Genomic DNA, 15,361 nt, shown 5'->3' with positions numbered 1-15,361 from the left:
CGCTATGAAGCATTACTTTTCATACCGTCATCAGGCATTTAGTCTTGCCATAAATGAGCTATTTAAACAGCTTCAACAGTTTGTACTTATGCTCATGACGCTGTTTTATATTTTTTTGCCAGGGCTTATTGCGGGCTTATTTTTTGGCTTAGGTAAAATTGTACAAAGCAGCAGTGAAGTGGTCAGTATGCAAGTCGGTTTGGCGTACTTAATTTTTCAGTCCTTATTACTCACGGTGTTAAAACCTGCGATTTTAGACCTAAAATATCGCACTTTTCATATCACATTACTTAAAAATAAGTTACCGCAAATACTCAGTGATATTACTGCTTTAATGATGTGCCATCTGTTGTTTGGCTTAAGTGTGTTCTTAATGATATCAATGGGGGCAGACAAGCTAAGCCGTGCGCCGCACTATCTTGCGTTTGCCTTTACACAGCTTAGTTTCGCTCTTGTATTAATGTATCGACCTGCGGCAGTTATCTGGGCAAGTATTCTTGCATTTATAGGTCTATTGTTTTTCGAATCAGTCTTGATGTTTTTTTTAGCGCTAAATGCATTGCTTTTATTCTCGCTTTATTTACCAAAACGGCTCAATTGTTCTTATCAGATAACTATTACACCTTGGACATTTTGGCTGAGCTATTTTAAAGACAACATTTGGTCACTCACTTGGCGCGTTACTATGAGCGGTCTAGTGTTTTGGGCGGTCTTTATAATAGTGACTGAGCGTTCTGATCTTGTGCATTGGTATGCATTAGGTGGTGCATTAATAAACCAGCTATGGTGGTCAAGTTTATTTATAGAAACGAACCAGTATGTTCGAAAGCATCAGCTATTTTGGAGAAGTTTAAATCAGTTCACGCAAATAAAACGGTCTCAGTATGTGTATTTGATTACGCTATCGAGCATGTTTACTTTGCCTATGCTTTGCCTTTTTTCATCGCATGTGAGCATGTGGATGAGCTTATTGATCACGCCGCTTGTACTGATTCTTTGTAAGAATAGGCCGCAATTTATGGCTGTGGTCTGGGCTTCATTGGCAATAAGTTTCATCATGCTCATGGTTATTTTTTAATATGAATTAACACAATTGAATTAAAGGCCCGAAAGGGCCTTTTTTGTTTTTAAATAGTAATAATTCTTAAAACGGGTTTTAGCAGCTTAAGAAATAGTGTATTTTAGATATGTTATATTATATCAATTTAAATCTATTCTTACTTGAGGCACTGATGTTTAAGTTATCTCCCGTAATGTTGCTACTTTCAGCAGCACTTCCATTTTCTGCAATTGCAAACCAAGTTTCAGGCACTGTTTTAGATAAAAATAATCAGCCAGTTGCTAACGCTAAAGTCTCTATTATGGGCAGTCTGCAAACTGTTGAAACCAATTCAAAAGGTGAATTTGTTATATCAGGCATTAAGCCTGGAAAAGTCGAGTTGCATGCCGCGGCTTCTGGCTTTGCACATTTTAACTCGAGCTACAATTTAACGGAGTCAGGCCTACAAGATGTAAAAGTATCTTTAACGCCTTCAGCCATTGAAGTTATTGATGTGGTTGCAAGCCCATTTCACGCGTCAAATATGGAATCAGCAACACCTGTGAGTGTTTTATCAGGCGATGCGCTGCGTAATCAACAGTCTGCAACTTTAGGTGACAGTTTAGCCAAAGAGGTGGGTGTACATACTAATTTTCATGCTGGCGTGGCGAGTACTCCAATTATACGCGGTTTAAGTGGTCCTCGCGTTTTGATTACCCAAAATGGCTTAGATGTAAGCGATGCTTCTCGTGTTGGCCCTGATCACTCAGTGTCATCAGAAGCATCAACGGCTGAGCAAATTGAAGTACTTCGAGGTCCTGCAACCTTGTTTTACGGTAGTGGTGCAATTGGTGGTGTTGTTAACGTTGTTGATAAGCGCGTCCCAAGAGAAGTCGAGCAATCTGGAGAATGGCTAATAGAGCATGACTCAGTAGATAACCAGAAATTGGCATCAGTAAATATTAATACTGGCAGCGATAATATCGCAGTGCATTTTGATGGTTTTTATAGAGAGTCTGATGACTACAAAGTACCAGTAATTGATGAGCATGGTAGTGATAAAATTGCCAACAGCGGTGAAGAATCTAAGGGCGCTACAGCAGGTGCAAGTTATATCTTAGATAATGGCTATGTGGGCGTATCTGTCGGTAAATTAGAACGTGAATATGGTATTCCCGGTCATAGTCATGGTGATGAAGAAGTGCCCGTTTTTGCCGAGCTTGAGCAAGATCGCATTCAGTTATTAAGTGAGCTGCGATTCACTGATAGTCTTATTGATAGCTTACACACACGTGTTGCTTACACTGATTATGAACATGCTGAGATAGAGCATGGAGTAGTGGGGACTATTTTCGCGAACGAAACAGTTGAAGCAAAGTTTGATGCACTCCATCGTGACATGAATGGTTGGCGAGGTGGTTTTAGTCTTCATTATAAACGCAGTGATTTTTCAGCACAGGGTGCTGAAGCATTTACACCGCCATCAGAAACTGAAACCTTGGCATTTACTTGGATGGAAGAGCGTCACTTTGACGATGTTTTATTTCAGTTAGGTGCACGAGTTGAGCGTGTCACTATCGATGCACCAAAAGTCATGTTGCCTGAAGTCGAGCTTCATGTGCATGATGACCATGACCATGACCATGACCATGACCATGACCATGACCATGACCATGACCATGACCACGACCACGACGCGGAAGGTCGTGTATTCGCAGTCGACCAAGAGTTCAACCCCGTTAGCCTTTCTGCTGGCTTAGTGTGGGACTTTACACCGGGCTATAACTTAGGCGTGTCTGTTTCTCGCTCTCAACGAGCCCCTTCAGCTGCTGAGCTGTTCTCATTTGGGCCTCACATTGGCACACGTACCTTTGAAGTGGGTGCAATGTTTGATTTGCACGAAACAGACAATGTGCACTTTGACTTTGATACAAAGCAGGATGTGGAACTAGAAACGGCGAACAACATTGATCTGACTTTTAGAAAGCTTGAAGGGGACTTTGGTGTTGTAGTCAATGTGTTCTATAACCAAGTTGATAACTATTATTACCAGACACCGACAGAAGTGTTTGCGCCAAGTGGTCATGAGCATCATGATCATGCTGACCACGATCATGGTAGCCACGACCACGGCGATCATGAAGGTCATGATGAGCATTCTGATGAATTACCTGTGTATGTGTTTAAAACAGATGATGTCACCCTATATGGCTTCGAAGCACAGTTTGCTTGGCAAGTAACGAGCGAACTAAAGACAGAGTTCTTTACTGATTATGTGAATGCGAGTTTAGACAAAGGCGGTGATTTGCCTATGATCCCACCACTGCGTTTTGGTACCAAATTTAATTATCAGACCGGCCAATTCAGTGCAAATCTGGACGTTATTCGCTATCAAAAGCAAGACAAGATTGCCTACCTTGAAACAGCAACAGATGGCTACACTATGGTTGATGCATCAATTGCCTATCATTTACCGGTTGGCGAGCACGAAGTTACTTTCTACGCAAAAGGTCACAACCTGACAAACACAGAAGCGAGAGTACATAGCTCATTCTTGAAAGAGTTAGCACCTCGACCTGGCAGAAGCATTGCCCTTGGTATCAGAGGCGTTTTCTAAGCAAACTATCGACGGCGATACCCAGTACAAACTCAGTCGCTAGGTATCGCTTTAAGAATATAGAATAAGGCATTATTAAAATGAGAGACTTAACCAGTAAGTTAGACAAGTTTGCGATTAGCTTTTCAGCTCTGTGTGTGCTGCATTGCTTACTACTACCTCTAATTACGGCACTTTTACCGGCTGTGGGCGCAATGTTTTTCAGTGATGAGTCGTTTCATCGGTGGTTACTTGTGGGGGTTCTACTGACTAGCTTAGGCGGGCTGACATTAGGATGTAAAAAGCATAAGCAGTGGCAGCTATTTGGTTACGGCTCTCTTGGTATTGCTGTACTTCTATTTGCTGCTTTTTTTGCACACGATTTAATGCCTGCAGAAGGCGAGAAGTTGTTAACTATTTTTGGCAGCTTAATAGTTGCTTTTAGTCATTATAAAAACTTTAATGCGTGCCAAACAGGTAAGTGTCATTAATCTGAAATCAGAGCAAACGAAGAATAAAAAAAACGCCAGCATTTGCTGGCGTTTTCATTTGAGTATCAAACTTATGCTGCGCTCGAGTTCGTTTCAGTTACGCGAGCTTTGCCTGCAAGTAAATCAGCAGGGTCAAAGTCATCTACGTTAATAACTGCAAGACGTTTCGCTTCAACAGCGGCAAGTTTATCAGATTCATCTTTAGAGATAATGCCGGCTTCAAGTGCATCTGCAGCTACTTTGTCTAACTGCATGAATGGGATTTTCTGACCTTTTGCACGGCAAATCTTATCGAACAACGGCTCAATATCTAAGATATCTTTAAGCGTTTGCTCTTGTTTACCAAGTAGGTTTAACGGCTCATCAGTTGTGTAGATGTGTGCAGCTAGACGGCTACGTGCGTTATTTGGCGTTTGCAGTAAACGTGCTACTTTTTGCTCTAGCTTATCGGTTGGCTTGCGAACAGGGCGACCGAATGGGAAAAGCATTAATTTAAGCGCGAAACGCAATGGTGCAAATGGCATATTGTTGATCAGATCTGCTAATGCACGTTGACATAGGTATAAGTGTTCTTGACAGCTCCACTGCACAAACGGAAGGTCTTCAATTTGACGGCCTTCATCGTTGTAGCGTTTTAGTGTTGCAGATACTAGGTATAAATAACTTAGTAAGTCACCTAAACGAGCCGAGATACGTTCTTTACGTTTTAGTGAGCCACCAAACACCGCCATACAGATATCAGACATGAATGCTAAAGCTGCACTAAAGCGCGCTGCGTTACGATAGTAATCAGCTGTTTCGTCATTGAAAGGCACTTTTGTAAAACGCGCACCTGTTAATGCAAGCCACTTAGTGCGTACAAGGTTCGAAATAGTGAAACCAATATGGCCCATTAGCGACTTGTCAAAGCTGTTAAGCGCTTCGCGTTTGTCTTCCATTGATACCGCATTAAGCTCAGCAAGTACGAATGGGTGACAACGAATTGCACCTTGACCGTAAATGATCATATTACGAGTCAGGATATTTGCACCTTCAACGGTAATCGCAATTGGGGCGCCTTGGTAACCACGGCCTAAATAGTTGTTAGGGCCTAAACAGATACCTTTACCACCATGGATATCCATCGCATGCTTGGTAGAGTCGCGCATTTGTTCTGTTAAGTGATATTTTAGAATAGCTGAAACAACAGACGGCTTTTCACCTAAATCGACAGCCCCCGTCGACATAGTCACGGCTGCGTCAGTGCTATAGGCATAACCACCTAATTTAGCCAATGCTTCTTCAATACCTTCCATCTTACCAATTGGTAATTTGAACTGGCGACGAATGCGGCTGTATGCGCCACTTGCAAGTGCTAATGATTTGATGCCACCTGTAGAGTTTGAAGGCAGTGTGATAACACGACCCACAGATAAACACTCAACCAACATGCGCCAGCCTTGACCAGCCATTTTTGCGCCACCAATGATGTAGTCGATAGGCACGAAAATATCTTCACCTTGCGTCGGACCATTTTGGAATGGCACATTCAGAGGGAAATGGCGTCGGCCAATTTTAACACCTGGTGTGTTAGTTGGAATTAGCGCACACGTGATACCAGGCTCTTTGTCATCACCTAATAAACCATCAGGGTCACGTAGTTTAAACGCTAAACCTAATACAGTCGCAACAGGGGCAAGCGTGATGTAACGCTTATTCCAAGTTAAACGAATACCTAACGTTTCTTCGCCATTCCATTCGCCTTTACAAACAACACCGAAATCAGGAATTGAAGAGGCATCAGAACCCGCTTCAGGAGACGTTAATGCGAAGCATGGAATTTCATCACCTTTTGCAAGGCGAGGTAGGTAATGGTCTTTTTGCTCTTGCGTACCGTAATGCTGTAGTAGCTCACCCGGACCTAACGAGTTTGGTACACCAACAATTGAAGATAGAAGCGTCGATTTACTGGTTAGCTTTTGTAGCACACAAGATTGCGCATAAGCTGAAAATTCAAGACCACCATATTGCTTCTTGATAATCATCGCGAAGAATTTGTTGTCTTTTAAATATTGCCAAACGTCTTCTGGTAAATCGGTTAATTCGTGCGTTGCTTTCCAATCGTCAAGCATGGCACATACTTCTTCTACCGGGCCGTCTAAGAAAGCTTGTTCTTCAGGCGTTAAACGAGGTTTAGGGTATTGGTGAAGCTTACGCCAGTCTGGGTTGCCGCAGAATAAATCTGCTTCCCACCAAGTAGTACCCGCATCGATTGCAGACTTCTCGGTTTCTGACATAGTTGGTGTGACCTTTTTAAATGCTTTGAAAAGCGGGCCACTGATATACTGTTGACGAATATTGCTTAGTGATAGAGGCAAAACGATGGCTAAGAAAATAAGCCAAGATAAAGCACCAAATGCACCAGCAATAGTACCGACTAGCAAGGTTGCCCCAGCTACCGCTACGCAGCTATGCCAACTAGCTCTGTGATAGCTAGCGACACTGAGTAGCGCGATTAAAATTAATACAAAAATCAGAGTCATATTGTTTTCCTTGTTATGGTGGTCTGACCACTAAGCTTTAGACTAGCTCTAACTGCCTATGATTGCAAGTCATCTGATGAGTTTGAAATTTGCACGATTTACTAATTTTGTCCAGTTAACTGGCCAATAAAGCAGCCGAATCAAAGTCACTGAGTCGCAATTTATTGATACCGCGGTTACAATGCGCTTTTGCAGTTACCTCGGAAAATATAGATGAAGATTTTGGCAGATCAAAATATGCCTTTAGTTGAGGAGTATTTTGCTGATTTAGGCAGTGTAACGCGATTTGATGGACGCAATGCTAAGCCTGAACAAATCGAAGACGTTGATATTTTACTGACTCGCTCAGTGACAAAAGTAAACGCTGAGCTACTACAGTATGCTAAAAAGCTAAAATTTGTGGGTACTGCAACCATAGGTATCGATCATATTGATACTGAATTACTAGACGACAAAAAAATAGCATTTAGTAGCGCACCTGGTTGTAATGCCATTGCTGTTGCAGAGTATGTGATAAGTGCACTTTATGCCTATGCACAAGAAACATCAACAAGCTTGCAAGGTAAGACTCTAGGTATTGTCGGGGTAGGCAACATTGGCCAGTGTTTACGTGAAAAACTGCAAGGTAGTGGCATCAACTTATTGTTGTGTGATCCAATTAAATTTGAAAATGGTGAACTTGAAGAACACATTGAGTTAGATGCCCTATTAGCGCAATCTGACATAGTGTCATTTCACGTGCCATTAGTTAAAACTGGTAAACATAAAACCCTGCATCTAATTGATTCAGCGCGTATTGCGAAATTAAAGGATAATATGTTGGTCATTAATGCGTGCCGAGGCGAAGTCATCGACAACCAAGCATTACTTGAAGCTATGCAAGCAGGAAAGCAGTTAGAGCTGGTGTTAGATGTATGGGAAAACGAACCAAACATATTAACTGAGTTATTGCCTTTTGTCCGTTATAGCAGTGTGCATATCGCAGGGCATACTCTTGAGGGCAAGGCTCGTGGTACGCAAATGCTTTATCAAAAAGTGTGCGAGTTATTAGGTATCCAAGCAGAGAAACAGTTAAGTGACTTTTTACCAAAACCTGTGATCACAGAAGTCACATTACAAGATAATTTTACCCAAGGCGACTTAGGTCGACTTGTTCATCTGGTTTACGATCTTAGACGAGATGATGGCATTTTAAGAAAGTCACTGTCAGAGAAGGGGTTTGATCACCTTCGTAAGTCTTATCCAGTAAGACGAGAATTCAGCACAGTGACAGTAAAAAATAATGGCAGTCAGTTTGCGGAACAACTCGCAACACTTGGCTTTACAGTTTCAGAATAGGATGAGGTCAAATGTCTCAGAAATTTAATGTCGCCGTGCTTGGCGCAACAGGCCTTGTTGGTCGTCAAATCATCGAAACATTAGCAGAACGTAAGTTTCCAGTTGATCAGCTTTTCCCGCTTGCAAGCAGTAGAAGTGCAGGTGAAGAAATTGACTTTAATGGCGAAAAAGTAACGGTTTTGGATGTAGAAGAGTTTGATTTTTCGAACGCACACATTGGTCTATTTTCTGCTGGTGGCAGTGTATCAGAAAAATATGCACCGATTGCCGCAGAAGCAGGTTGTGTTGTGATCGACAATACCTCACATTTCAGATATGACTATGACGTTCCTCTGATTGTGCCAGAAGTAAACGCACATAACTTGGCAGACTTCAGAAATCGCAACATCATTGCTAACCCAAACTGTTCTACGATTCAAATGCTGGTGGCGCTTAAGCCTATCTACGATGCTTATGGAATAGACCGTATTAATGTATCTACATACCAAGCGGTTTCTGGTGCTGGTAAAGAAGCGGTTGATGAGCTAGCAAAGCAAACAGCTAACTTAATGAATGCGCGTCCGATGGAAAACGAGATTTTCCCTAAGCAAATCGCTTTTAACGTGATCCCGCAAATCGATGCTTTCCAAGAAAATGGCTATACCAAAGAAGAAATGAAAATGGTGTGGGAGACGCAAAAGATCTTAGGTGACAGCTCGGTAATGGTAAACCCAACAGCAGTGCGTGTGCCTGTGTTCTTTGGCCATGCAGAAGCCATTCATTTAGAAACGCGTATGCCATATGACTTAGAGCAAGTTAAGCAATTACTTAACGATGCTCCAGGTGTTGAACTCATTGAAGACGAAAACGATTACCCAACGCCTGTGTCTGACGCTAGCGGTAATGATACTGTGTATGTTGGCCGTTTACGCGCTGATATATCTCACCCACATGGTTTAAACCTATGGGTGGTTTCTGATAACACTCGCAAAGGTGCAGCGACTAACAGCGTGCAAATAGCTGAAGAGTTAGTAAATAACTACCTCTAATTCACAATGGCAAAACCCCGCTTCGGCAGGGTTTTGCCGCTTTTTACAGCTGCCAGTTCAAAAACCAGCCAATATATTGACTATAAACAATATTCTTTGTTCACATCTTCTCATACTTTAGTACGCTCTAGGCACTATTTATCAAAGCTTTGCCATAGATATTCCAATGTAACTGGTTTATAGTTTGCAGTTGGAATAGAGCTTGCAAAAGCCACCATTAGCAATATTTTAATGTTTAGCACGATGTTGGACATGATATCTAAAGGATCAACATGCGCGGTTTAGTGTTTATTTGTTTCTTTGCATTTGCATTGATAACCATACCAGCCTACACACAAGACGGTACCATTTTAAAGGGCCCTAAGAATGCCGATTATGGTCAAATGGGTCGCTCTATTGGCCCAATAAAGCCCTCGGACACTTTGTGGCGAATTGCGCAAAAAATTAGGCCTGATGACGGCTCTGTTACTGTTTATCAAGTAATGAGCGCCCTTTATCGCAAAAACCCCAATGCTTTTTTAGATAAAAACCTAAATCACATGCGCGACGGCGCGTATCTTAAAATACCGACCATTGCAGAAATGCGTCGTGAAAACCCAGCCATAGCAAAGCAGCGCTCTGATCAAGACGATGACTTGTGGGAGCTAAAAAAGAGCGGCATGCTCGACAACCAAACTATTGAAGAAGCACAAAAAAAAGTCACTCAAGCGCGAAAAATCGATGTTGATAATGCACAACAGCAACTTACTTCGCAGCTTAAGTCATTGCAAATGGAGCAAGATGCTAAGCTACAAGAGCTACAATCACAATTTAAGAACTCTGTTCGCAGTGTTGAAGAAATACTAGAAGAAAACAACAAGCTAAAAGGCCAGCTAACAAACATTTCTGAAGAGCTGCAAAATGTTCGCAATCAACTTGGCCAAGATTCTGAAATTCAGCAACAGCTGCAGTCGGTCATCGAACTTCAAAATGCCTTGATAGAGCGTCAAAGGGCACAGCAACAAGAAGAACAAAGTGCTGATCTACTTTCAAACCCCGTGATGATTGGGGTATTGGCAACTTTACCTGCCTTATTGGTGATTGGCGGGTTAGTGATGTTTTTACGAAAACGTAAGAATACGAACAGCACGGATGACGAAGATGATTTCTTACCCCAAGCGCCAGCTGCAGCAGGAGCCGCCGCAGCTGCGGGAGTTGCAGGTGCTGCTGCAGCCGATCCACTCGATTTAGATGTACCACCGTTAGATAGTAGCGTACCAGTTGAAGATAGCGTACAGCTAGACGATGACATCTTGCCTGAAGATGACGACATGATGTTTGATTCTTTGGAAGATGATAGCTTTGAAGCAGGTAATGACACGCTTGATCAAGACGAGCTAGATAGCTTGTTAGGGGACGATGTTGCTTTCGATGACGGCTCTGAAGGTGATGATCTAGATGACTTCTTACAGCAAAACTTCGATGCTGACGATTCGCTCGATGATATGGTTGACTTAGATGCTGGTAGTTCAAACAGCGACGATATTTTAAGCTCTGATGACCTTGATGATCTATTCAATGAAACCGACGACTCATCTGATGACGAATTAGACGTGAGTGATGATGCTTTAGCTGCACTAAGTGAAGAACTTGCCACTGAACAGCAAGAAGATGTCGATATAGATTCAATTTTAGACGGGGCTGAGACAGAAGAGCCTGAAAGTACTGGCGACGACTTTGATTTAGACGATATTGACAGCTTAATTGATGAGGTTGCAGAGCAGCCCCCAAAGGATGAAAGTTCTGAAGGAGCAGATGAAGACTTTGATCTGGATGATATTGATAACTTATTAGATGAAGTTGCGCAAACTGACGAGCCTGCTGTTGAGATCAACGATGAAGACGATTTTGATATTGATAATATCGATGATCTTTTAGACGAAGTCGGTGGTGCAGCAGAAGAAAATTCGGATTCAGAACATGATGATTCACAATTAGTAGATGCCGACGATGTTGACAGTTTGCTTGATGATGTTGCTTCAGATGATCTTGATATCGATGACATAGACGCGCTACTAGATGAAACTCAAGGTGAAGATGAACCTGATCTAGCGCAAACTGAAGAAGCTGATGTTGATTTAGATGACATTGATTCTTTAATAGAAGAGTCAAATCAAAATGATTTATCGATTAATGAAGATCCGTCAGAAGCAGATGACTTGGATCTTGATATTGATGACTTAATCGACGAGCCAGGCTTCGAAGAAGAGTTAAGTGAAGAAACCGTTGATGATGTTCAAGACACACCTACACCTGAAACAAAAGAGGAAGTTGTAACTTCTGAAGATGACATCGCGCTTGATGATCTAGATGACCTCCTTCAAGATGGCTTAGTGTCAGAACCTGTATCAGATGAAAACGAGCTTGATACCGCCATTGAAGACTTAGTCGACGAGTCAGACTTAGAAGAAGAGTTCAGTGAAGGAACCGTTGATGATGTTCAAGACACACCAACACCTGAAACAAAAGAGGAAGTTGTAACTTCAGAAGATGACCTCCTCGAAGATGATTTATTAACAGAACCGGCATCAACAGATGAAAGCGAGCTTGATTCAGACCTTGATGACTTAATCGACGAACCAGACTTTGAAGAAGAATTAAGTGAAGAAATCTTTGAAGAAGCCCAAGAAGTAAGTGAACTAAAACCGACTGAAGAAGTTGAACGCGCAGAAGACGACATCGCACTCGATGAGTTAGATGACCTCCTCGAAGATGATTTATTATCAGAACCGGTATCAACAGATGAAAGCGAGCTTGATTCAGACCTTGATGACTTAATCGACGAACCAGACTTTGAAGAAGAATTAAGTGAAGAAATCTTTGAAGAAGCCCAAGAAGTAAGTGAACTAAAACCGACTGAAGAAGTTGAAAGCGCAGAAGACGACATCGCACTCGGTGATTTAGATGACCTCCTTGAAGATGATGTATTAACAGAACCTACATCAGGAGAAAACGAGCTTGATGCTGCCATTGATGACTTAGTCGACGAGCCAGACTTTGAAGAAGCCCAAGAAGTAAGTGAACTAGAACCGACTGAAGAAGTTGAAAGCGCAGAAGATGACATCGCACTAGATGATTTAGATGACCTCCTTGAAGATGATGTATTAACAGAACCTACATCAGGAGAAAACGAGCTTGATGCTGCCATTGATGACTTAGTCGACGAGCCAGACTTTGAAGAAGCCCAAGAAGTAAGTGAACTAGAACCGACTGAAGAAGTTGAAAGCGAAGAAGATGACATCGCACTCGATGATTTAGATGATCTCCTTGAAGATGATTTATTAACAGAACCCACATCAACAGATGAAAATGAGCTTGATGTAGCGCTAGACGATTTAATCGACGAGCCAGACTTTGAAGAAGAATTAAGAGAAGAAACCGTTGATGAAGTTGAAACTTCAGAAGATGACATCGCACTTGATGATTTAGATGACCTCCTTGAAGATGATGTATTAACTGAACCGGCATCAGAAGAAAACGAGTTTGATGCAGCGCTTGATGATCTAATCGATGAGGCAGACTTTGACGAAGAGTTAAGTGAAGAAACCGTTGATGAAGTTCAAAAATTCAGTGAACTTGAACCGATCGAAGAAGTTGAAAGTTTAGAAGATGACATTGCTCTTGATGAGTTAGAGGGTTCCTTTGAAGATGATTTAATCGATGAACCAGTTGATGAAGCTCAAGAGTCAATTGAAGAGAACCAAGCCGAAGAATCTACAACGTCTGAAAATGAAATATTAGAGCCTAAATCTATTGAGCAGAGTATTGTTGATGAGCTAAATGCGATGAATCAACATACTTCAACTGATGTTGATGATGACATACCGACGGAGCCAGAAGCTCAAACACCTCAGGCCCCTTTGAAAAGCGTTGATGAAATGCTAGAGGAGCTAGAGTCTGAAGCTGAGTGGCAAAATGATGCTGAGTATGACGCAGAAGTGGAGCTTGGTGATGACCCGCTTTCAGATGATATTGATTTATCATCTGAAGAAGAGTTGCCAGAAATTGATACGGTTACACCAAGTGCTGAATTAGAAAGTTATCCAGAATTAGATTTAGATGAAGAACTGGATGAAGATCTTCTAAATATCAGTGAAACTGAGCAGGAATTATCGCAAGCATTAGAAGCAGGTGTAACGTCAGATAGTACACTTGACGATGATTTACTCACAGATGATGAACTTTCTTTTGATGATTTGTTAGAAGATGATAATGAGCCAGAATTAGGTGATTTATCTGATACCGACATTGAATATGAAATCAACAGTGAAGGACCTGAAGTTGAACAAGATGAGAGTACTTCATTAACAGATAGTATCGAAGGTGAGGCAGAGATCGAAGGCCTCCCTGAGTTTGACGAAGCTGCTGCACTAGAAGCTGCAACAGAAGAACAAGCTCTAGAAACTCAAGATACACCAGTTCAAGAAGAAGCCGTAATTGCTGATGACATCGAAGATGAGCTAGAAATAGAAGACTTCCCGGAGTTTGAAGACGATGCCTTACTAGAAGCTGCGACGGAAGAGCAAGCGCTAGAAATTCAAGATACACCAGCTCAAGAAGAGGCACTTCAAGAAGAAGTTGAGTTGCCTTCTGGAGATGAGTTACTTGCTGACAGCACCGAAGATGTGCTTGAAATCGAAGATTTTCCGGAGTTTGACGAAGACGCCGCGCTAGAAACTGCAACAGAAGAACAAGCGCTAGAAATTCAAGATACACCAGCTCAAGAAGAGGCACTTCAAGAAGAAGTTGAGTTGCCTTCTGGAGATGAGTTACTTGCTGACGGCACCGAAGATGAGCTGGAAATCGAAGACCTCCCAGAGTTTGACGAAGATGCCGCGCTAGAGGCTGCAACGGAAGAGCAAGCACTTGAAATTCATGATACACCAGCTCAAGAAGAGGCACTTCAAGAAGAAGTTGAGTTGCCTTCTGAGAATAAGTTACCTGCTGACAGCACCGAAGATGAGCTTGAAATCGAAGACTTCCCTGAGTTTGACGAAGACGCCGCGCTAGAAGCTGCAACAGAAGAACAAGCTTTAGAAATTCAAGATACACCACCTGAAGAAGAAGCCGTTCAGGACGAAGATTCAGAGCTACCGAGTGACAATTCGTTAATTGCTGATGACATTGACGATGAGCTGGAAATCGAAGACCTCCCAGAGTTTGACGAAGATGCCGCGCTAGAGGCTGCAACGGAAGAGCAAGCACTTGAAATTCATGATACACCAGCTCAAGAAGAGGCACTTCAAGAAGAAGTTGAGTTGCCTTCTGAGAATAAGTTACCTGCTGACAGCACCGAAGATGAGCTTGAAATCGAAGACTTCCCGGAGTTTGACGAAGACGCCGCGCTAGAAGCTGCAACAGAAGAACAAGCTTTAGAAATTCAAGATACACCACCTGAAGAAGAAACAATTCAGGAAGAAATTGCGCCATCAATCGAAGATGAGCTTGAAATCGAGGATTTCCCGGAGTTTGACGAAGATGCCGCGCTAGAGGCTACAACGGAAGAGCAAGCACTTGAAATTCAAGATACATTAGCTCAAGAAGAAGCCATTCAAGAGGAAGACTCTGAGCTACCAAGCGACGATACGTCAATAGATGACAGTATTGAAGATGAACTTGAAGGTGATATTCAAACGGAGCAAGCTTTAACGGATCTTGAAGCAATATCACCAGAGGCGTTTTTAAACGAGCTGGATGATCTTGCTAACAACGAAGAAGTTGAACCACCTGTTGAACTAGCTATTGATGAATCGGCGATTGAAGATCAATTTATGTCAGAGATTTCTGATACTGACTTTGATGCATTGCTGAATGATTTAGCTGAACCAGAACCAATTGATACAGAATCATTAGATGACGTTGAGCTCAATTTCGATGCGCTCTTAAGTGAAGAGTTAAATAAAGATCTTGACAAATTAGATGTTGCAATTGAAAGCGATGACGAGGTTTCTCAGCCAGACGTTGAAGAATATCTAGAAATTGACGACCTACTCGCAGAAAGTGACGACTTTGAAACAGCAGAAGAGCCTTATCAAGAAGCGAATATGGATGTTGGTTTAGGTGATTTTGATGACTTGCTTGCAGGCGAGAATGCCCCTGATGTTGACTTAGAAGCCGACGGTTTTTCTGCAAAACTAGATTTAGCCAGAGCATATATAGAAATTGATGACAGTGAGAGTGCACTCGCCATTATCGAAGAAGTGATAAATGCAGGTCCTGAATCAGTCCAAGCTGAAGCAAGTTCACTAAGAGACAAAATACAGTCTTAATGTATATGCTTAGTTTTGGTCATTTAAACAACCAATAAT

Annotated in this window: 7 protein-coding genes; 6 read left to right on the top strand and 1 reads right to left on the bottom strand. The window is 42.1% G+C overall.

Annotation, left to right across the window (positions count from 1 at the left end):
- Positions 1-4: 4 nt before the first annotated feature.
- The 3 genes from AAEU28_RS03320 to AAEU28_RS03310 all read left to right on the top strand — a co-directional run bounded on the left by AAEU28_RS03320 (position 5) and on the right by AAEU28_RS03310 (position 4,126).
- Entirely contained in the window at positions 5-1,078 is a 1,074-nt protein-coding gene (locus AAEU28_RS03320; RefSeq protein WP_421962927.1) for a DUF6136 family protein, read from the top strand.
- A 154-nt stretch (positions 1,079-1,232) separates the two neighbouring features.
- Entirely contained in the window at positions 1,233-3,656 is a 2,424-nt protein-coding gene (locus AAEU28_RS03315; protein WP_421962926.1) for a TonB-dependent receptor, read from the top strand.
- A gap of 80 nt (positions 3,657-3,736) precedes the next feature.
- A complete protein-coding gene (locus tag AAEU28_RS03310) occupies positions 3,737-4,126 on the top strand; it encodes a MerC domain-containing protein (RefSeq protein WP_421962925.1) in 390 nt (129 codons plus the stop codon).
- 71 nt (positions 4,127-4,197) lie between these two features.
- Here the strand turns inward: AAEU28_RS03310 and fadE are convergent, their stop codons facing one another.
- Complete coding sequence (gene fadE, locus AAEU28_RS03305) at positions 4,198-6,648, bottom strand: acyl-CoA dehydrogenase FadE (protein WP_421962924.1); 2,451 nt, start codon at positions 6,646-6,648, stop codon at positions 4,198-4,200.
- A 213-nt stretch (positions 6,649-6,861) separates the two neighbouring features.
- Here fadE and AAEU28_RS03300 point away from each other — a divergent pair, with 213 nt between their 5' ends.
- The 3 genes from AAEU28_RS03300 to AAEU28_RS03290 all read left to right on the top strand — a co-directional run bounded on the left by AAEU28_RS03300 (position 6,862) and on the right by AAEU28_RS03290 (position 15,322).
- Complete coding sequence (locus tag AAEU28_RS03300) at positions 6,862-7,986, top strand: 4-phosphoerythronate dehydrogenase (protein WP_421962923.1); 1,125 nt, start codon at positions 6,862-6,864, stop codon at positions 7,984-7,986.
- Between the two features lie 11 nt (positions 7,987-7,997).
- Positions 7,998-9,014 carry an aspartate-semialdehyde dehydrogenase gene (locus AAEU28_RS03295; protein ID WP_138562667.1) on the top strand — a complete coding sequence of 339 codons (1,017 nt, stop codon included), beginning with the start codon at positions 7,998-8,000 and terminating at the stop codon, positions 9,012-9,014.
- Between the two features lie 272 nt (positions 9,015-9,286).
- Positions 9,287-15,322 carry a FimV/HubP family polar landmark protein gene (locus tag AAEU28_RS03290; protein WP_421962922.1) on the top strand — a complete coding sequence of 2,012 codons (6,036 nt, stop codon included), beginning with the start codon at positions 9,287-9,289 and terminating at the stop codon, positions 15,320-15,322.
- Positions 15,323-15,361 lie beyond the last annotated feature (39 nt).

Origin of the sequence: Pseudoalteromonas sp. SS15, assembly GCF_049257195.1 — a bacterium.
Lineage (GTDB): Bacteria > Pseudomonadota > Gammaproteobacteria > Enterobacterales > Alteromonadaceae > Pseudoalteromonas.
This window is presented reverse-complemented; position numbering and strand designations above follow the sequence as displayed.